This window comes from Micrococcus terreus (assembly GCF_900116905.1).
Classification (GTDB): Bacteria; Actinomycetota; Actinomycetes; order Actinomycetales; family Micrococcaceae; genus Citricoccus; species Citricoccus terreus.
The window spans coordinates 202,774-221,532 of the sequence record NZ_FPCG01000004.1; the positions used below are offsets into that span (position 1 = coordinate 202,774).

Genomic DNA, 18,759 nt, shown 5'->3' on the forward strand with positions numbered 1-18,759 from the left:
TGTGCACCCCTCCGATCAGCGGGTGACCGGCTGATCGGGAATCGAGACGTCGAACTCATCCGCCGGGGCCTCGGCATCGGCTTCGGCCTTCATCAGAGCACGCAGCACGGCCACCTTGGCTTCGGCGTCCTCCGCATTGCCCCAGAGCACCGTGCGGTCATCGTCCAGGGTCAACCGCACCGAATCCACGGTGGAGGCCGATGCCGAGACCATCTGGCCTCGGATGTCTGCCGGCAGCGAGCCCAGGACCTGGGTGATCGCACTGAACACCTCGGGGTTCTGCACGTCGTTCACCGAGGAGACCACGGGCAGTCCCCGTGACTCGGCCTCATCCCGGCTCGCCTCGGCCAGGGCCTGGCCCGAGGCGGAGTAGAGGGTGGCCTGCTGGCCACGCGGGACGACCGCCACCGGGACATGCTCGGTGATCTCCACGGCGATCCCGGACGGAGGCTGGGCCTGCACCCGCACCTGGTCCACTGCCGCCTCCTGGGCCAGCAGCTCCTCCACCTCACGAGTGCCCACCTGCGGCAGAGGCCGACCGATCAAAGGCTGGAGCAGCCGCTCTGCCTGGGCCCGCGGCAGCAGATCGGTCCCGCTCACCTGGATGGTGCGCAGGGCCAGCAGAGGAGAGAAGTACAGCACCGCCACCAGGATGCCCAGCAGCACGGCAGCGCTGATCCCGGTGATCAGTCCGATACGTCGGCGGCGCAGCCGCTGCCGGTGATCGGTCTCCGGGAACTCCAACACCTGCCCGTCGGAGTCTGTCGACTCCGACGAGTCGGTGGACTCAGCCGTCCCGCTGGAGCCAGGGCGCTCACCGACCACGGTCGTCCTCGGTGAAGCGCTGACGCAGCAGATCCACCAGCACCGGCCCCTGAGCGGTGACGTCTCCGGCACCCATGGTCAGGATGACGTCACCGGGCTGCGCGGCCTCGACGAGATCACGCACGCCCCGGGCGGTGTCCTCTGCCACCGCCCCGGAGCCGTCCACCGCGGGATCGATCCGGTCGGTGATCAGGGTGGCGTCCACACCGGCCATCGGCTGCTCACGTGCGGCGTAGATCGGGAGCACTCGCACCATGTCAGCCGCCGAGAGCGCCTGGGCGAAGCCCTCGGCGAAGTCCCGGGTCCGGGAGAACAGATGTGGCTGGAACATGACCAGGACTCGGTGCTCTCCGGCGACGGTCCGGGCCGCGGCGACGGCGGCCGCCACCTCGGTGGGGTGATGCGCGTAGTCGTCGAAGACACGGACGCCGCCGGCACCGCCACGGTGCTCGAAACGGCGTGCGGTGCCTCGGAACGCCTCCAGGCCGGCGGCGACCTGCTCAGCAGGCAGCCCAGCCGCCTGTCCGGCCGCCAGGACGGCCAGGGCGTTCAAGGCGTTGTGCTGGCCAGGCACGGCCAGGTCCAGGTCCAGAGTCCGACCGTCCTGCAACCGGAACCGCGCCCGCTGGCCGGGTCCGGTGTCCTGGACAGCGGATGCGCTGGCCTCCAGGATCACGTCCGCCTCCAGGGAGAGGGATGGCGAGCCGTAGGTCACCACCTGCGGCGCCGGGCGGCCGGCCTGGCGCTCCGCGGCGATCCACTCGGCCAGGTGACGTCCGCCGGCGTCATCCGTGCAGACCACGAGGGTGCCCGTGGGCGGCAGCAGCAGGGAGAAGTCGCGGAAGACCTGATGGACGGCCTCTTCGGAACCGTAGAAGTCCAGGTGGTCGGCCTCCACATTGGTCACGATCGCGACCTCGGGGCGATAGTTCAGCAGGGTGCCGTCGGACTCATCCGCCTCAGCGATGAACCACTCCCCTGCCCCGGCACGGGCGTTCGTGCCGAGACCGGCGACGGCCGCACCGACCGCGAAGGTGGGCTCGGCTCCGGCCCGGGTGAAGGCCATCGCCGCCATGGACGAGGTGGTCGTCTTGCCGTGTGTCCCGGCCACGGCGAGCACCCGATGACCGGCCATGGCCGCGGCCAGGCCCTGAGAGCGATGCAGGACGGGGATGCCCCGGCGGACCGCCTCGTCGTACTCCGGATTCCCCGGTCCGGCCACCGAGGAGGCGATGACCGTGTCCACCTGCCCGGCGGCTTCCAGATGGGCGGCGTCGTATCCCACGAACACGGTGGCACCTTCGTCAGCGAGCTGATGCATCACCGGCAGGTCCATGGCGTCAGTCCCGGACACCGGGACACCCTGCTCCAGCAGGATCCGCGCGATGCCGGAGACACCGACGCCTCCGATGCCCAGGAAGTGGACACGCCCCAGGCTGAGGAGCTCCCCGGACAGGGTGGTGTGTGCGGTCGTCATCTCTTGCCTCCTGCTGCCTCGGTCACGAGGCGGGCCATGGTCTGATCGGCGTCCCGCACTCCCAAGGAGGCCGCGGCGTCGGCCATGCGCAGCAGACGCTCAGGCTCGGAGAGCAGCGGAACCAGCTGGGTGCGGACCCAGTCTGCGGTGAAGGACTCGTCTCGCACGGTCAGTGCTCCCCCGGCGGCCACCAGTCCGCGGGCATTCAGGGCCTGCTCGCCGTTGCCGATCGGCAACGGGACCAGCACTGAGGGCAGGCCCACGGCGGCCACCTCGCAGACCGTCCCGGCGCCGGCGCGGGCCACGATCAGGTCGGCGGCGGCGTAGGCCAGTTCCATGCCGTCCAGGTACTCGCGCTGGTGGTATCCCGCAGCGGTGAGCAGCTCGCCCTGGGAATCCAGGACCGGCTTGTCCCGTCCGGTGAGGTGCAGCACCTGGATCCCTGCCTCCAGCAGTGCCGGCAGCGCCTGGGTCACCGTCCGGTTGATGTTCAACGCGCCCGATGACCCGCCGGTCACCACCAGGGTGGTCAGGTCCGGATCCAGCCCCAGCGCCTGGCGCGCCGGCAGCTGTGCCACGGCCCGGTCCAGGGAGGAGATCTGGGTGCGCATGGGCATCCCGACCCACTGGGCCTTGGGCAGCACGGTCTCCTGGAAGGCGGTGGCCACGAAGGCGGCACGCCGGGCACCGACCCGGTTGGCCAGTCCCGGCCGGGCGTTGGCCTCATGGATCACCACGGGCACGCCCCGGCGGGCGGCCGCCAGGTAGACCGGTGTGGAGACGTACCCGCCCACGCCCACGACCACGTCTGCCTGCCGGCGGTCCAGGATCTCTCCGGCGGCGCGGATGGCCCGGCGCATCCTGCCCGGCAGCCTGACCAGGTCCATGGTGGGGCGCCGAGGCAGCGGCACACGGTCGATCAGGTCCAGCTCGTACCCGGCGGCGGGGACCAATCGAGTCTCCATCCCGGAGGCGGTGCCGACCATGGTGCAGTGCACCGGGCCGTCCCCGTCCTGGTGGCGCAGGGCCTCGGCGATGGCCAACATGGGGCTGATGTGACCGGCGGTCCCGCCACCGGCCAGCACCACCCTGAGGACTCCCGCGGGCGAGGCGGTGGCACCTGTGGCTACGGTCATGACGTGGCTCCTGTGGGCTTCGCAGTGGGGTCGGCTGGAGTCGGGGCTGGAGGCTGTCCCGTCCGTGCCAGGATCGCACGCCTCTCCTCCCGGGCGAAGGACAGCACCACACCCATGGCCAGCAGCACCAGGGTGAGCGCGGATCCACCATAGGAGATGAACGGCAGCGGGATGCCGATCACCGGGAGCAGCCCGGTGACCATGGCGATGTTGACGAAGGCCTGGCCGATGATCCACGCCATGATGGTGCCCGTGCAGATCCGCACGAACAGCGAGTCTGCACGGCGTGCCACCCGGAACATGCCCACCGCCAGTCCGGCGAACAGCGCCAGCACGAGCAGAGCACCCAGCAGGCCCAGCTCCTCGCCCAGGATGGTGAAGATGAAGTCGTTCTCGGCTTCGGGGATGTAGCTCCACTTCTGGCGTGACTGTCCCAGGCCCACCCCCCACCAGCCGCCGGAGGCCAGGGCATACATCCCGTGGTCCGACTGATAGCACGGGTCCGAGGGGGCATCGCAGTTCTGGCCGAGCCAGGCCAGGATGCGGGTGTTGCGGTTGCCGGAAGCCAGGGCCAGGATCACCACCCCGACGACGGCCACGCCACCGGCGATGGCGAAGTAGGTCAGCCTGGTTCCGGCCAGGAACAGTGCCACGGCCAGGATGAGCATGATCACCAGGGAGGTGCCCAGGTCACGTCCCAGCAGGATCAGCGCGACGACGACGGCCCCGCCGGGGAAGACCACCGGCACCAGACTGTGCTGGAGTTTGCCGACCAGTCTGGCCTTGCGTTCCAGCACGGCTGCGGACCACAGGCACAGGGCCAGCTTGGCCGCCTCGGAGGGCTGGGCGGTCTGACCGCCGATCTCGATCCAGTTCCGGTTGCCGCCCACCTCCTTGCCCAGGGGCGTGAACACCAGCAGCAGCAGGATGATGGCCAGCCCCAGCGCGGGCCAGGCCAGGGCCTTGAGCTGGTGAGGTCGGAATCGAGAGACGATGAACATCAGGGCGATGCCGCCACAGGCGAAGATCCCCTGTTTGATGAACAGGTCGTACGAGCCGGCGCGGGTGCCGATGTTCTCCACGGACGAGGAGGACAGCACCATGACCAGCCCGATCACGGTCAGGGCCAGCGTGCAGCCCAGCACCAGGAAGTAGGAGGTGGAGGAGGCGGCGCTGCCCTCGATCCACGCCCAGATCCGGCGCAGCAGCGGCGGCGGGGCGACGCTGGAGGATCCTCCGGCCCTGGCTGGTCCCCGGGTGCGGCTCGAGGGCCGGTGTGGGGTGGTCACCATGGACGGGCTCCTTAGCTGCCCAGCCCCTTGGAGTCCATGAGGCGGGCGACGGCGTGGATGAAGGCGGTGCCGCGATCGGCATAGGACGTGAACTGGTCCATGGACGCGGCGGCCGGTGCCATCAGCACCACGTCTCCGGATCGAGCCACGGAGTCGGCCGCGCGGACGGCCAGCTCCATGGCCTGGTGCCCGTCCGTGAGGCCGCTACCAGTCTCGCCCACGCCCGGGCCGAGGACCGGGAGGTCCGGCGCGTGTCGCCGCAACGCTCCTGCGAGCTCGCTGGAGTCGGCGCCGATCAGCACCACCGCGCGCAGCCGGTCCCGGTGGGACTGCACCAGCTCGTCATAGGTGACGCCCTTGGGCAGCCCTCCGGCGATCCAGATCACGTCCTTGAACGCGGACAGCGAGGCATCGGCGGCATGGGGGTTGGTGGCCTTGGAGTCGTTGATCCACATCACGTCCTCGGCCCGGGCCACCAGCTGGATGCGGTGGTCGCCTGGACGGTACGCGCGCAGACCGTCCCGCACAGCTTCCGGTGAGACGCCGATGGCCCGCACCAGCGCGGCGGCGGCCAGGGCATTGGCCACCAGATGCTGCGGGGCGATCGGTCCCAGGTCCTGCAGGGATCCCAGTTCCAGGGCCTGATGGCGCCGTTCGTCCAGGAAGGCACGATCCACCAGCAGGTCATCCACGACACCCAGGGAGGACAGCCCCGGAGTCTGGGTGGAGAAGGAGACCGCTCGGCATCCCTCCTGGACATCGGCCTGCTCGACCATCCGCATGGTCAGCTCCTGCTGCTCATTGAAGATGCACGCCAGACGGGTGTTCTCGTAGATCTTGGCCTTGTCCGCCCAGTACGCATCGAACGACCCGTGCCAGTCCACGTGGTCTTCAGCCACGTTGAGCACCACCGACGCAGCCGGCTCCATGTGATGGGTCCAGTGCAGCTGGAAGCTGGCCAGCTCGATCGCCAGGGTGTCGAAGCCCTCCGGGTCGCGGATGGCGTCCAACAGGGGCATGCCCACATTGCCGCAGGCGATCGCCCGCTGACCGGCGGCCAGCAGCATGGACTCGACCATCCCCACGGTGGTCGTCTTGCCGTTGGTGCCTGTGATGCACAGCCAGTCCGCGGTCCTGCGTCCGGACCGTTCACGCACCCGCCAGGCCAGCTCGACCTCGCCCCACACCGGGATTTCCGCCTGCCCGGCGGCGACCAGCAGCGGCTGGTCCGGTCTCCATCCCTGGGAGGTGACCACCAGCTCGGCAGGTGCGCCGCCGACGTCGGGAAGGGTCTGGACGTGCTGGGCACCCAGCCGCACCTCGCGCACCCCCACGATCCGCAGCGTGTCCGCCTTGGCCCGGTTCTGCTCAGTGTCAGCCCCGTCCACCACCACGATGTCGGCCCCCAGCTCGGCCAGGGTGTCGGCGATGGCGAAGCCGGAGACGCCGATGCCGGTGACCACGACCCGCAGCCCGGACCAGTCGGCGTCCCAGGTGGTCAGGGTGGCCAGGCGATCGTCGATCGGTGTGGAGGTGGTCATCGGCCCAGCACCCACTCACCGTAGAACAGGGCGACGCCGACGCTCACGCACAGCAGGCCGATCAGCCAGAACCGCACGACGACGGTGACCTCCGCCCACCCCTTGAGCTCGAAGTGGTGCTGCAGCGGCGCCATCAGGAACACCCGCCTGCCGCCGGAGAGCTTGAAGAAGCCGACCTGGATGATGACCGAGGCCGCGATGACGACCATCAGTCCGGCCAGGATGACCAGGAGCAGCTCGGTCCGGGAGAGGATCGCCAGTCCGGCCAGGGCGCCTCCGAGGGCCAGGGAACCGGTGTCACCCATGAAGATCTTCGCCGGGGAGGTGTTCCACCACAGGAAACCGGCCAGAGCACCGGTGAGCATCGCGGCGAGCATGGCCAGGTCCATGGGATCACGCACCTCGTAGCACCCCTCCGTGCCGGGCAGCACCCGGCAGGACTGGTTGGCCTGGAAGATGGTCATCAGCACGTACGCACCGGTCACCATGGCGGTGGCACCGGTGGCCAGGCCGTCCAGACCGTCCGTGAGGTTGACCGCATTGGTGGTGGCCGTGGTGATCAGGTTGGACCAGATCACGAACAGGATGGCACCGAGCAGCGGTCCGGCGAACGCCAGGTCGACACTGGTGTCCCGGACCACGGAGATCGCCGTGGAGGCCGGCGTCAGGCCCCGCTCGTTGGGGAAGTTCAGCGCCAGGACGGCGAAGGAGATGCCGACCACGCCCTGCAGCACGATCTTGGCCCAGGCGGTCAGGCCCAGGGACTGCTGCTTGGAGATCTTGGTGAAGTCGTCGATGAAGCCCACCAGACCCATGCCTGCCGTGAGGAAGAGCAGGATCATGCCCGAGACCGTGGGTCCGGCGTTGTCCAGACCCATCAGGCTCAGGATCCAGTGCGTCAGGAAGTACGCCACGATCAGGGCGAAGACGATGACCGCCCCGCCCATGGTGGGGGTGCCACGCTTGGTCTTGTGCGTGGTGGGACCGTCGTCGCGCACGAACTGGCCGTAGCCGCGTTTGACCAGGACCTTGATGAACAGGGGCGTTCCCGCCACTGTGATGAGCAGCCCGAGCAGGCTGCCGATCAGCACTCCGATCATCGAACCTGCTCCTTCTGCATCCCCGAGGGGTCTTGGTGGTCGGACGCTGCGGGGCCCGGGGCCGGTGTGGACGCGGCGTGCCCGGCATCTGCCAGACGATCGCCCAGCCACCTCAGACCCACCCCGTTCGAGGACTTCACCAGCACGATGTCACCGGGCTGCAGGCGATCGGCCAACAGGGCCTCGGCCTCGTCCAGGGTCGAGACATGCTCGGCCTCCGCACCCCACGAGCCTTCGTTCACGGCACCGACGAAGAGCGGGCGTGCCCCGTCTCCGACCACCAGCAGCTGATCGATGTTCAGCCGGACCACGGTCTCCCCGATCAGGGTGTGCTCCCTGATCCGGTGCTCGCCCAGCTCCAGCATCTCCCCCAGCACGGCGACGGTGCGACGCCCGGTCGAGCGGCCCAGGATGGCCAGGGTCTGCAGGGCGGCGCGCATGGACTCGGGGTTGGCGTTGTAGGCGTCGTTGATGATGGTCACGCCGTCCGGACGATCGCGTCGCTCCATCCGGTGCCGGCTCACCGCGCCCAGACCGTGCAGGGTGGCGGCGATCTGCTGCGGGTCCATGCCGGCGGCGTGGGCTGCCGCTGCGGCCGCCACCAGGTTGGAGGCGTGGTGAGAGCCGATCAGCCCTGAGACCACGTGATGACCCTCGGCGTGCGTGCCCTGGCCGATGCGCAGGGTGAAGTCGGGCTCGCCCATCTGGGAGGTCGTCAGGTCCTGGGCCAGGGCGGAGAAGGCGGCTGATCCGTCCTGCAGCGCCTGGTCGATGCCGGCGAAGGCACCGGGATCCGTGGAGAACCATGCCACGGGGGCCTGGGTGCGTTCGGCCATCAGCCGCACGCGAGAGTCGTCCCGGTTCAGCACGGCCACTCCCGTGGACGTCAGCGCCTCCACCAGCTCGCCCTTGGTGCGGGCGATGTTCTCCACTCCCCCGAAGCTTCCGGCGTGCGCGGTGCCGACCATCAGGACCACGCCGATGTCCGGCTGGACCATCTGGCACAGGTACTCGATGTTGCCCACGTGGTCAGCGCCCATCTCCACCACGAGATAGCGCGTGTCCAGATCGGCTCCGAAGACGGTCAGAGGTACGCCGACCTCCCCGTTGTAGGAGCCGATGGGCGCCACGGTGGGACCCTGGGTGCTCAGCAGCGCCGCCAGCAGGTCCTTGGTGGTGGTCTTTCCGGCAGAGCCGGTGATCCCGATGACCGTGGTGGGCGAATGCGCACGGATCCGTCGCACGATCTCTGCGGCCAGAGCCCCCATGGCCACCACGACGTCAGCCACGATCACGGCAGGATCCACCGTCCCGGAGGCGTCCGTGGTCTCCCTCTCGGCCAGGATCAGCCGGGCTCCGGCACTGCGGGCCGCCGGGATGAAGTCATGGCCGTCGGCCTGCTCACCCGGCTTGGCGATGAACAGGGCCCCGGAGGTGATCTCTCGTGAATCGGTGGTCGCACTGTGGACCACCGTGTCCGGGGAGACGGTGGCGGTGAGTGTTCCGCCGGTGGCCGAGGCGATGTCGGCTGCGCTGAGTTCGATCATGACCGCACTGACTTTACCGCTCTGCAGATGAGGAACCGGTGAGGAACGGGTGTCCATGGCGGTGCAGGGCCTCGCGCAGCGCCACCCGGTCATCCAACTCGACCCGTGTCCCGTTGAAGTCCTGGGAGGTCTCGTGGCCACGGCCGGCCAGCAGGACGGTGTCCTGGGGCGTGGCCAGGCTCACGGCCAGCTCGATCGCCGTCGGGCGCGGCGCGGACTCGTGCACCTGCACGGAGCGGCCGTCCTGTCCGGCCCGCGCGGCAGCCGCCCGCACGCCCTCCAGCACATCGGCGCGGATCACCCCAGGGTCCTCCGAATGGGGGTCGTCATCGGTGACGATCACGACGTCGGCCCACTCAGCGGCGATCTGGCCCATCAGGGGGCGTTTGGTCGCGTCGCGGTCACCGGTGGCGCCGAAGACGATGATGGTCCGTCCCTCGGTGTTGCCCGCTGCCCGGCGAGCTTCACGCACAGAGTCCAGGGCACGGACCATGCCGTCCGGGTTGTGTGCGAAGTCCACGATGGCCGCCGGGGAGTGCCCCACGACCTCCATCCGGCCGGGCACGGCGGTGGCGAAGGGGCCGCGGCCCACGGGAACATCCAACACCTGGCCGATCCTGTCCCAGTCCTGGGGCGCCCCCTCCAGGACCATGCAGGCCGCCAGAGCGGCGTTGGCCACATTGAACCGTCCGGGCAGTCCGGTCGAGGCGGGGAAGCGTCGTCCGGTGGGCTGGTGGACCAGGGTGAAGCGGTGGCCCAACGCCTCGGGCATGAGCTCCTGCACGGCCCAGTCGGCACCGGGGTCCACACTGCCGTCGGCGGAGTCGTGTTCGGCGACCGGCCCCAGACTCAGGGTGGAGACCTCGCAGGTGGCCGCCTGCGCCATCCGGCGACCCCAGCTGGCCTCGGGGCCCCCGTCCAGGGTGATGACCGCCCGGTCCGTGCGCTCGGCCTGGAAGAGTCCGGCTTTGGCCTGGAAGTAGTCCTCCATGGACCCATGCAGGTCCAGATGGTCCTGACTGAGATTGGTGAAACCGGCCACCCGGTAGTGCAGGCCGGAGATCCGGCGGTAGCTCACCGCGTGCGAGGAGACCTCCATCACCGCCGTGTCCACCTGTTCCTGCCGCATCAGCCCCATCAGGGCGTGCAGCTGTGTGGCTTCAGGAGTCGTCAGGGTGGAGGGGACGGTCCGTTCGCCGGCCCGGATCTCGATGGTCCCGATCAGCCCGGTGCGCTCTCCCAGCTCCCGCAGCAGCGCGGTGAGGAAGCAGCTGGTGGTCGTCTTGCCGTTGGTTCCGGTCAGGCCCATCAGCCGAGGCCCCGCTGCGTCCTCCACTCCCCGGTAGATCGCTCCGGCGGCAGGCCCGACGGCGTCACGCACGTCCCGCACGATCAGCACGACGGTGCCTTCTGGCAGATCCGCACACCACGCGGCGCCGGCCTCATCGGTGAGCACACCGACGGCCCCCTGTTCCACGACCTGCGCGGCGAACTCGGCGCCGTGACGGCGCGCGCCCGGAACGCCCACGTACAGGTCGCCGGCACGCACCGTGCGCGAGTCCATGGAGATCCCCGACGGACCGGTTCCGGAGGAGCCGCCGCGGGCCACCAGGGCTCCCTGGCCCTGGCTTTCCAATGCCCGGAGCAGCGTGTCCCAGGGCAGCGCGGCGGTCCGCTTTGGTCGGAACGCGGCATCCTGGTCGGCGGGGCTCAGATGTGTGGTCATGTGTGGTCCTGGGCGTCGTGGGGGCAAGAGGCTGTCACCACGGTCGCTTCTGTGGTTCCTCGGTGAAGACATCGTAGTGCTGCGGCTCGGCGTCCGTTGGGGGCACGTTGTACTTGTTCAGCAGGTACCCCATCACCTGTCCTGCGGTGTCCGTGACCTTCCAGTCCCGCCAGTAGCCCTGCGGCCGATGCACCGCCACGGAGACCACGAACCGGGGATCGTCCAGCGGTGCCACTGCGGTGAAGGAGGTGGTGTGCCCGTCATAGCCACCCGCTCCTGCGGCCTGGCCGGTTCCGGTCTTGCCGCCGACTCGGTAGCCCGGAATCCTGGCGTCTCCGCCGGTGCCCTCCTGGACCACGCCCTCCATGAGCTTGAGCATCTCCTGCGAGGTCTGCTCGGAGTAGACCCGGGTCCCCTCGCCCGAGTCGGCGCGGTGCTCGATCCCGTCGGCGTCGATATAGGAGTCGATCAGTCGCGGCTGCATCTTCACTCCACCGTTGGCCACGGTCTGGAACATCTGGGCGGTGTGCAGGCTGGTCACGGTGTACCCCTGCCCGAACATGGTGGTGTACTTCTGCCGTCCGTCCCACTGATCCGGCGGGGCCAGGATGCCCTGGTTGCCTCCGGGCAGCCCGATGTCGATCGGCTGGCCGAATCCCAGTTTCTCCATGAAGTCGAAACGGGTGGCGGTGTCCACCGAGTTGGCCACCTGGACGGTGCCGGTGTTGTAGGAACGGGTGAAGATCCCCGCCGTGGTCATGTCGTAGGTGGCATGCGGCAGGGAATCGTTGATGATGTGTCCCTCGAACTCCTGCTGGTTCGGCACGGAGTACTCGTCCAGGGGCTTGACACCGCCCTTCTCCAGGGCCGTGGCGAAGGTCGCGACCTTGCCGGTGGAGCCGGGCTCATAGGACTGGGTGAACGAGGTCGGACGCCAGAAGAGGGAGTCGGTCCCCTGAGGGTTGGACGGGTCCACCGTCTGGTTGTCCGCCATCGCCAGGATCTCGCCGGTCTTGACGTCCTGGACCACGACGTTCGCCCAGGCCGCGTTGTACTGAGCGGCCTTGGTGGCGATCGCCTCCTGCGCGAACCACTGCACATCCTGGTCGATCGTCAGCCGGATGTCCTTGCCGTCCACAGCCGGCGTCTCAGAGAACTCGGCGTTGGGGATGCGGATGCCATCTCGACCGATCTCATAGGTGCGCGTGCCGGGCGTACCGGCCAGCTGCTCGTCCTGGCTGACCTCGAGACCCTCCAGCGGCTGACCGTCATCACTGATGAAGCCCAGGATGTTCCCGGCCACCGCACCGTTGGGGTACGACCGTTCGGCCACCGGCTCGGCCAGCAGTCCGGGGACACGCACCTCCATGGCTCCGTTCTTCACCTCTGGCGTGACTCCTCGCAGCACCACACGGTAGGGCCGCTCCCCCACCAGACGCTGCTTCAGCTCATCCGGGTCCATGGAGAGGATCGGGGCGAGCGTGGCCACGTCATCGTCCAGTCGGACCACCTGCTGGCTGTTCGTCTCGCGGTTCCAGCGCTTGTACTCCTCCGTCACCAGTCGCTGGTCCACCACCAGGTCGTACCGTTGGACCGACGAGGCCAGGACCCGGCCTTCCCGGTCCAGGATGGACCCCCGGTCTGGGGTCAGGGTGATCGAACGCAGCCGCTCGTCCATCGCCTTCTGGGCATGTCCGGCCGCGTCCACGCCCTGCACGAACATCAGACGCAGTCCCAGGATCAGCAGCAGCACCAGGGCCACCGCCACCCCCACACGCAGTCGACGAGCACTCAGATGCAGCGTGTCACTGGCGACGGGGGCGTGGGCCATAGAGGGCGTCCTTCCGGGTCTGGAGGGGATGTCAGGAGGGGGTTCCGCGCTGCCGGCTCAGGCTTCAGCGGCCCGGAGTCTGGAGCTGAGGAGCCGGGATGCTGCCGCCGTTGAGCTCGGCCGGGTCGAACTCCGGTTCAGCAGGAGCCGGCGTCGCGGCCTCGTCCTGAGCGGTGGGCTTCTCGTCCGGCTCAGCTCCCGCCTGGTTCGGACCATGCGGCACCGAGGGTGCTGCCACGAAGTCCGTGGGCTTGTTCTCAGCATCAGCGGCGGTGGCCTGTCCGGTCACCGCGCCGGTGCCCAGATCGATCGCTGCGATGTCCCCTGGCATCACCATGCCCAGGCTCGAGGCCTGGGCCGCCAGATTCTGCGGCGCCGCCAGGTGTTCGGCCTGCTGGGTCAGCCGCTCATTGGTCTGTGTCAGGTCCGTGTGCTCAGCGCGCAGGGTCACCAGATCGTACTGCCGGTTGGAGACGGTGATGTTCACCGCCAGCACCACGCCCAGAGCTGCGATCAGCATCATGGCGCACAGGGCGATGAAGCCCCGGCCGGTCTTCGGCAGCGGAGCAGGCACCACGGACAGCGGCGTGCGACGACGCGTGGAGCTGCCCGACTCGGACGGTGCTGCGGGTCGCCAAGGAGCAGCCGGTGTCAGCTGACGGGCGGCGCTGCCGTCGGTCAGGTTCGGCTGCTGCATGGCAGGGCGATGTGGCTGTGCGGTCATGCTGAGCTCCTTGGTGATGTTCTGATCTTCTCAAGCGCACGCACTTTTGCCGATGAGGCGCGAGGGTTTTCTTCGATTTCGTGTTGTGTGGGCTTGTCCACGCCGCGCGTGAGCATCTTGACCACCGGCGCGTGCTCCTCCAGCTCGATCGGAAAACCGGGGGGCGCCGTCGAGGTGGCCAAGGCCGTCATCTGCCTCTTGGTGATGCGATCCTCGAGCGAGTGGTAGCTCATCACCACCAGGCGACCTCCCACATTCAGCCGGGACATCACCTCCGGAAGCGCCCGTTCGAGCACATCCAGCTCTTCATTGACCTCGATGCGCAGGGCCTGGAAGGTCCGCTTCGCAGGATGCCCGCCGCTCTTGCCGGCGGCAGCCGGGACCGCACCACGGATGACCTCGACCAGCCGTCCCGTGCTCGAGAACGCCTCCTCTGCCCGGGACCGGACGATGGCCGCGGCGATCCGTCCTGCGAACTTCTCCTCGCCCCAGCTGCGGATGATCCGGCGCAGTTCGGCTTCGGGATAGGTGTTGACCACGGTCTCGGCGGTCAGCTCTGCAGTGGGGTCCATCCGCATGTCCAGTGGAGCATCGTAGGAGTAGGCGAACCCTCGTTCACGTTCGTCCAGTTGATAGGAGGAGACACCGAGGTCGTAGAGGGCTGCGTCGACGCCCTCCACCCCGGCGTCGGCCAGGGCTTCGGACACCTCGTCATAGGTGCCGTGCCAGGTCCGGAGCCGGTCCCCTGCCCAGCTGAGTCGTTCGGTGGCCAGGCGCAGCGCCTGGGTGTCCCTGTCGATCCCGACCACGATCGTGTCCGGGTGGCGTCGCAGGATCGCCTCCGTGTGACCGCCCATGCCGAGCGTCCCGTCCAGGGCCACGGGTGTCCGACCTGCCGCCCGCGCTGCTTCCAGCCCGGGTGCCATCAGGTCCAGGACGCGCTCGAGCATGACCGGCACGTGACGGTCTGCAGTGGGACGTTCGCTCGTCATCTCGCGCTCCTGAGGCAGTGTGGGCAGTGTGGGTGGTGGGTCGACGACAGGGACGTGAGGGCCCTGGAAAGCAGAGGACCCTTGGATCAGATCCCCATCCGCGCGGTGTGTCCGTGCCTGGCCCGGGGGAAGTCGGGTCAGGTCCGGCCACGGTGCGGCTGGAGGTCTCATTCAAAGGTCCGTGCTGTTCAGTTATGAGGGGCTTGATCTCAGAAGATGCCGGGGATGACATCCTCATCGGTCTCGGAGAACGAGTTCTCCTGCTCCTCGAGGTACGAGTTCCAGGCCACTGAGTCCCAGATCTCTGCTCGTGTGCCGGCTCCGATCACCGTCACCTCTCGGTCCAGCCCCGCATAGCTGCGCAGCGGAGCCGGGATGGTGATCCGCCCCTGCTTGTCCGGCGTCTCGTCGGAGGCACCGGAGAGGAAGACGCGGATGTAGTCCCGTGCCTGGCGTGAGGACAGCGGTGCCGACCTCATCTGCTCGTGAACCCTCTCGAACTCACGTGTGCTGAAGACATAGATGCACCGCTCCTGTCCTCGTGTCAGGACCAGCCCGTCGGCCAGTTCGTCACGGAACTTGGCGGGAAGGATCAGCCGGGCCTTCTCGTCGAGCTTCGGCGTGTAGGTGCCCAAGAACATGGGCCCACCTGCCTTCACTCTCTGAGAGGAGTCCCGCACCTCTCCGCTGCACCAGCGTCCTCTGCTGTCCTCCACATTACCCCACTTCCCTCCACCGTCAACACCACGGCCGGCAAGCGAGGCAGAGGGAGTGCCCGCACTCCCCCGAAATCACAGGGCAGAGCAGGGGTGGAGGACAGTGGAGGGCAGGTGGGGACCTTGACCTGTCCGCGACATCAGGGCCACCGTGAGTCAGGTGCGTCGCAGCGCAGACACCCTCATCTCGGCGGGCGGAGACGAGGGTGGAGTGAGGTGGAGGGAGGAATGTGGAGGCTCAGGAGGGCCGTCCCGGGACAGGATCCAGACATGACGAAGGCCCCGCCGAAGCGAGGCCTTGTTCAGTGGTTTCAACCAGTGGTGAGCAGCGCCGGAATCGTCACCGCTCCCTGGGGTCAGGGCTCCTGCCGACGCCGTTCGTCCCATTTCTGCTCCAGTCCGTCCATGAAGGAGCTGGACCGCGGTGCTCCGGCAGGCTGGCGCGCCGGTCCGTCCGTGGAGTCGGGGTTCCGCTGAGCGCGGGGACGAGTGGTGGCGACATAGATCCCGGTGGCAGTGACGGCCATCCCGATGAGCCCGAGCCAGATCAGCTGAGCGGAGACACCCCAGAGCAGGACGCCGAGACCGACCACAGCCGCGACGGCACCGAAGACGAGGTGGCGCGTGGAGAAGCCAGCACGTCCCGTCTCACTCATGCTGCTGGCCAAGCGCGGGTCATCCGCGCTCAGCTGCTGCTCCAGCTGCTCCAGGAGCTTCTGCTCCCGCTCAGACAATGGCATGGCTGCCTCCTCTGTGGACCCGGACCTCCAGGATACGGGCCTGAGGCAGGTGCCGCCAGACGGGTGGGGCGGCTGAGGTCACAGATCACGCGGGCGCTCTGGGAGTTCATGTCCCAACAGGCTGGCCGGCCGCACAGCCGCCCCGGGAAAACGACGCCGGATGTCATCGGCCACCCGCTCAGCATCACTCCAGGCCGCGGCACCGCCGGCCTCATCATCGTCGAGGAGGCTGGCCTGGAACGGCTCGGTGTCCGCGGCGAGCCGTTCCGCTCGGATGCCCAGCAGCCTCACGGGATGCCGGCGAGCGCGAAGCAGCTCATCCAGGGCCTGCTGCCCGGCCTCAGCGAGGCGACCGGCGGTGTCCGCCGTGGCGGACAGCGTGGCTGCGCGTGTCCGCACACTCATGTCCGGTGCCTTGACCTTCAGGGCGACTCCCCCGGCGCGCAGCCCCGCTCGGCGCAGGCGCCTCGCGCACTCATCGGCCAGACCCAGCAGGGCTCGGTGCAGCTCATCGGGCTCGGTCACGTCCGTCTCGAAGGTCCGTTCCACCCCGATCGACTTGGTCTCGTGGTCAGGGGTCACCGGCCGGGGGTCGATCCCGCGGGCCAGCTCCACGAGGGCCGGCCCTTGGCGGCCCAGCCATCGTCGCATGCGAGCAGGATCCTGTCTGGCGATCTGTCCCACGTGCGTTAGCCCGGCATCGACCAATCGCCGTTCCAACACCGGTCCGACCCCCCACAGGGCGGAGACCGGCAGCGGGTCCAGGAACTCCTGGGTGCGCGCGGGAGGGACGATCAGCAGCCCATCGGGCTTGCCGCGTGTGGAGGCGATCTTGGCCACTGACTTGGTCTGTGCGGCACCGACCGTGCACGGAAGCCCTGTCCGCCGACGCACCTCGGCGCGGATCATCGCACCGATGCGGGCGGGTGGTCCCAGCCGTCGCCTCGCTCCGCTGACATCGAGGAAGGCCTCGTCGATGCTCAGCTGCTCCACCCAGGGAGTGACCTCGGAGAAGACCTCCATCACCCGGGCTGACGCCGCCGTGTACTTCCGGTGATCAGGCTCGATCACCTCCACACCGGGGCACCGGGCCAGAGCGTGGGCCAACGGCATGGCCGAGCGGATCCCTGACTCCCGCGCCTCATAGGAGGCCGAGAGCACCACGGATCGGCCGCCCCGGTGCGCGACCAGCGACGGGCGCCCCCGCAGGTCGGGGCGCTCCAGCAGCTCCACGGAGAGGAAGAAGGCGTCCATGTCCACGTGCAGGATCACCGCGCCCCAGGACAGGTGCGCCGCCCCGTGAGGTGAGTGGCCGTCGTCGTGCATCTGTCCAGACTAGGACCCCGCGCCGTCGCCGGGCCCCGCTCCGGACACTCGTGGGCGACCGTGCGCGTCTCGCCTACGCTGGAGGCAACGTACACCCCACCTCTGAGGAGACCAGTGCCCGTCCCCCTGCAGTCCCAGAGCACCTCATCCGATGCCGTCTTCGTCGAGGCGGTCGGACGGCGCCTGGCGGAAGTCCTCGACGTTCATCTGCAGCGAGCTGAGACGATCTCCGCCTCAGCCCGGCCCATGGTCGAGTCCATCGCCCGGCTCTCGGCCAGCGGCAAGCGGATGAGGGCGCTGCTGTGCTGGTGGGGCTGGCAGGGAGCCGGCGGCGAGCCCGATCATCCCGGGATCCTCGATGCGGCCGTGGCACTGGAGTTGTTCCAGGCGGCGGCACTGATCCACGACGACGTGGTGGACCGCTCGGACACCCGCCGCGGCGCTCCGAGCGTGCACCGATCCTTCGAGTCTCTGCATCGCCGTTCAGGCTGGCGCCAGGACCCCGCCCATTTCGGTGTGGCCGCGGCCATCCTGACCGGAGACCTCTGCCTGGCCCTGAGCGAGGAGCTCTTCGCCGAGGCCGCTGAGAGCGTGGGCACCGGGCCGGCGGCACGGGAACGCTTCAACACCATGCGGTTCGAAGTCATGGTCGGCCAGTACCTGGATGTGCTGGATGAAGTGGAGATCCCTGCGCAGGACCCACAGGTCGCGCTGGACCGGGCCAGGACGGTCCTCCGCTTCAAGTCCGCCCACTACTCCACCGTGCACCCCTTGGCCCTCGGCGGGATCCTCGCCGGCGCGGAGCCGACACTGCTGAGCGCCTATGACGCGTTCTCCCTCCCTCTGGGCGAGGCCTTCCAGCTGCAGGACGACCTGCTGGGAGTGTTCGGCGATCCGGAGGTGACGGGCAAGCCGGCCGGGGATGACCTGCGGGAGGGCAAGCGCACCGAACTCGTGGCCCACGCCATGGACCTGCTCTCCCCCGACGAGGGTGCCGAACTCGATGCGCGGCTCGGTGATCCACAGCTCAGCGCCGACCAGGTCGCGCGGCTTCAGGAGCTCCTGGAGCACAGCGGTGCGCGCGCACGCGTGGAGGCGGAGGTGAGCGACCTCGGGGGCCAGGCCGTGGCCGCCCTGTCTGAGCTGCAGGTCCCCGCCACCGTGCACGAGGGACTCAGCGACCTGGCCCAGCGGATCCTGAGCCGCAGACACTGACCGCCGTGATGCGGGGCTGACTCCGACTACCAGCCCAGGGCTGAGGCCCGACGGCGGATCTCGGTCTTGCGCCCGTCCCTCAGGGCATCGATGGGTCGGCCGGGAAGCGTGTCATCCGGGGTGAAGAGCCACCGGATAGCCTGCTCATCGGTGAACCCGGCGTCCTGCAGGACCATTGCCGTTCCCCGCAACGACTCCAGCGGTCCGCCCTCACCGAGCAGCAGGGCGGGGATGGAGCGGACTTCGCCGATTCTGGCCGCCAGCAGCCTCCTGTCCCCGACCAGGTTGTGCACGCGGGTCACGGGCATGTCCCACCGCTCAGCGACATCAGGGAAGGTGACCCACTCTCCGACCAGATCGGCCAGAGGTGTCTCGGCGCCCTCCGCACCGGCGGGTCGATCGGCGGGGACGGCTGCGCTGCTCTGTTCAGGACTCACGCCTCCAGCCTACCGACCCATCATGTTCACCGGTCACAGATCGATCACGGCAGGATTCCGGAAGGACGTCCGCCCAGCTGGCACCCACGGCATCCTATGACGACAACACCCCGCGTGACGCGCCGCTTGTGACC

General features: G+C 68.9%; 16 protein-coding genes. 1 reads left to right on the plus strand and 15 read right to left on the minus strand.

All coding sequences use genetic code 11. The features are described 5' to 3' along the window. Positions 1 to 15: 15 nt before the first annotated feature. The 14 genes from BM355_RS06805 to dinB all read right to left on the minus strand — a co-directional run bounded on the left by BM355_RS06805 (position 16) and on the right by dinB (position 16,973). Positions 16 to 825: a cell division protein FtsQ/DivIB gene (locus tag BM355_RS06805; RefSeq protein WP_177227870.1), complete on the minus strand. Its 810-nt coding sequence runs from the start codon at positions 823 to 825 to the stop codon at positions 16 to 18. Beyond that, positions 815 to 2,302: a UDP-N-acetylmuramate--L-alanine ligase gene (murC, locus tag BM355_RS06810; RefSeq protein WP_091696444.1), complete on the minus strand. Its 1,488-nt coding sequence runs from the start codon at positions 2,300 to 2,302 to the stop codon at positions 815 to 817. The genes BM355_RS06805 and murC overlap by 11 nt, the downstream gene beginning before the upstream one ends. Further along, positions 2,299 to 3,438 (minus strand): undecaprenyldiphospho-muramoylpentapeptide beta-N-acetylglucosaminyltransferase, encoded by a 1,140-nt coding sequence (gene murG / locus BM355_RS06815; protein ID WP_091696447.1) that lies wholly within the window; start codon positions 3,436 to 3,438, stop codon positions 2,299 to 2,301. The genes murC and murG overlap by 4 nt, the downstream gene beginning before the upstream one ends. Next, entirely contained in the window at positions 3,435 to 4,730 is a 1,296-nt protein-coding gene (gene ftsW / locus BM355_RS06820) for a putative lipid II flippase FtsW (protein ID WP_177227871.1), read from the minus strand. Before ftsW ends, murG begins: the two co-directional genes overlap by 4 nt. A gap of 11 nt (positions 4,731 to 4,741) precedes the next feature. Then, positions 4,742 to 6,271 carry a UDP-N-acetylmuramoyl-L-alanine--D-glutamate ligase gene (gene murD / locus BM355_RS06825; RefSeq protein WP_091696449.1) on the minus strand — a complete coding sequence of 510 codons (1,530 nt, stop codon included), beginning with the start codon at positions 6,269 to 6,271 and terminating at the stop codon, positions 4,742 to 4,744. Further along, the gene (gene mraY, locus BM355_RS06830; protein WP_091696451.1) at positions 6,268 to 7,371 is read right to left on the minus strand and encodes a phospho-N-acetylmuramoyl-pentapeptide-transferase; all 1,104 of its coding nucleotides are present in this window, start codon (positions 7,369 to 7,371) and stop codon (positions 6,268 to 6,270) included. Before mraY ends, murD begins: the two co-directional genes overlap by 4 nt. Further along, complete coding sequence (locus BM355_RS06835) at positions 7,368 to 8,918, minus strand: UDP-N-acetylmuramoyl-tripeptide--D-alanyl-D-alanine ligase (RefSeq protein ID WP_091696454.1); 1,551 nt, start codon at positions 8,916 to 8,918, stop codon at positions 7,368 to 7,370. Before BM355_RS06835 ends, mraY begins: the two co-directional genes overlap by 4 nt. Before the next feature lie 13 nt (positions 8,919 to 8,931). Then, a complete protein-coding gene (locus tag BM355_RS06840; RefSeq protein ID WP_091696457.1) occupies positions 8,932 to 10,644 on the minus strand; it encodes a Mur ligase family protein in 1,713 nt (570 codons plus the stop codon). Positions 10,645 to 10,678: 34 nt separating this feature from the next. Further along, positions 10,679 to 12,475 (minus strand): peptidoglycan D,D-transpeptidase FtsI family protein, encoded by a 1,797-nt coding sequence (locus tag BM355_RS06845; RefSeq protein ID WP_091696460.1) that lies wholly within the window; start codon positions 12,473 to 12,475, stop codon positions 10,679 to 10,681. 64 nt (positions 12,476 to 12,539) lie between these two features. Next, the gene (gene ftsL, locus BM355_RS06850; protein WP_143109438.1) at positions 12,540 to 13,199 is read right to left on the minus strand and encodes a cell division protein FtsL; all 660 of its coding nucleotides are present in this window, start codon (positions 13,197 to 13,199) and stop codon (positions 12,540 to 12,542) included. Then, positions 13,196 to 14,191, minus strand: a complete 996-nt coding sequence (rsmH, locus tag BM355_RS06855; RefSeq protein ID WP_091696465.1) for a 16S rRNA (cytosine(1402)-N(4))-methyltransferase RsmH — start codon at positions 14,189 to 14,191, stop codon at positions 13,196 to 13,198. Before rsmH ends, ftsL begins: the two co-directional genes overlap by 4 nt. A gap of 209 nt (positions 14,192 to 14,400) precedes the next feature. Then, positions 14,401 to 14,832 (minus strand): division/cell wall cluster transcriptional repressor MraZ, encoded by a 432-nt coding sequence (gene mraZ, locus BM355_RS06860; protein ID WP_091696467.1) that lies wholly within the window; start codon positions 14,830 to 14,832, stop codon positions 14,401 to 14,403. Positions 14,833 to 15,263: 431 nt separating this feature from the next. Beyond that, complete coding sequence (locus tag BM355_RS06865; RefSeq protein ID WP_091696470.1) at positions 15,264 to 15,647, minus strand: DUF3040 domain-containing protein; 384 nt, start codon at positions 15,645 to 15,647, stop codon at positions 15,264 to 15,266. Between the two features lie 78 nt (positions 15,648 to 15,725). Continuing rightward, entirely contained in the window at positions 15,726 to 16,973 is a 1,248-nt protein-coding gene (dinB, locus tag BM355_RS06870) for a DNA polymerase IV (RefSeq protein WP_091696472.1), read from the minus strand. 114 nt (positions 16,974 to 17,087) lie between these two features. Between dinB and BM355_RS06875 the strand changes: the two genes are divergently transcribed. Beyond that, the gene (locus BM355_RS06875) at positions 17,088 to 18,188 is read left to right on the plus strand and encodes a polyprenyl synthetase family protein (protein WP_245760649.1); all 1,101 of its coding nucleotides are present in this window, start codon (positions 17,088 to 17,090) and stop codon (positions 18,186 to 18,188) included. A 26-nt stretch (positions 18,189 to 18,214) separates the two neighbouring features. Here BM355_RS06875 and BM355_RS06880 read toward each other — a convergent pair whose 3' ends face one another. Beyond that, positions 18,215 to 18,553, minus strand: a complete 339-nt coding sequence (locus BM355_RS06880; protein WP_091696720.1) for an Rv2175c family DNA-binding protein — start codon at positions 18,551 to 18,553, stop codon at positions 18,215 to 18,217. Positions 18,554 to 18,759: the final 206 nt, after the last annotated feature.

Coding starts and splice junctions, on each gene's coding strand:
- murC (WP_091696444.1), bottom strand. CDS start 2,302: ATGACGACCGCACACACCACCCTGTCCGGGGAGCTCCTCAGCCTGGGG.
- murG (WP_091696447.1), bottom strand. CDS start 3,438: ATGACCGTAGCCACAGGTGCCACCGCCTCGCCCGCGGGAGTCCTCAGG.
- ftsW (WP_177227871.1), bottom strand. CDS start 4,730: ATGGTGACCACCCCACACCGGCCCTCGAGCCGCACCCGGGGACCAGCC.
- murD (WP_091696449.1), bottom strand. CDS start 6,271: ATGACCACCTCCACACCGATCGACGATCGCCTGGCCACCCTGACCACC.
- mraY (WP_091696451.1), bottom strand. CDS start 7,371: ATGATCGGAGTGCTGATCGGCAGCCTGCTCGGGCTGCTCATCACAGTG.
- BM355_RS06835 (WP_091696454.1), bottom strand. CDS start 8,918: ATGATCGAACTCAGCGCAGCCGACATCGCCTCGGCCACCGGCGGAACA.
- BM355_RS06840 (WP_091696457.1), bottom strand. CDS start 10,644: ATGACCACACATCTGAGCCCCGCCGACCAGGATGCCGCGTTCCGACCA.
- BM355_RS06845 (WP_091696460.1), bottom strand. CDS start 12,475: ATGGCCCACGCCCCCGTCGCCAGTGACACGCTGCATCTGAGTGCTCGT.
- ftsL (WP_143109438.1), bottom strand. CDS start 13,199: ATGACCGCACAGCCACATCGCCCTGCCATGCAGCAGCCGAACCTGACC.
- rsmH (WP_091696465.1), bottom strand. CDS start 14,191: ATGACGAGCGAACGTCCCACTGCAGACCGTCACGTGCCGGTCATGCTC.
- mraZ (WP_091696467.1), bottom strand. CDS start 14,832: ATGTTCTTGGGCACCTACACGCCGAAGCTCGACGAGAAGGCCCGGCTG.
- BM355_RS06865 (WP_091696470.1), bottom strand. CDS start 15,647: ATGCCATTGTCTGAGCGGGAGCAGAAGCTCCTGGAGCAGCTGGAGCAG.
- dinB (WP_091696472.1), bottom strand. CDS start 16,973: ATGCACGACGACGGCCACTCACCTCACGGGGCGGCGCACCTGTCCTGG.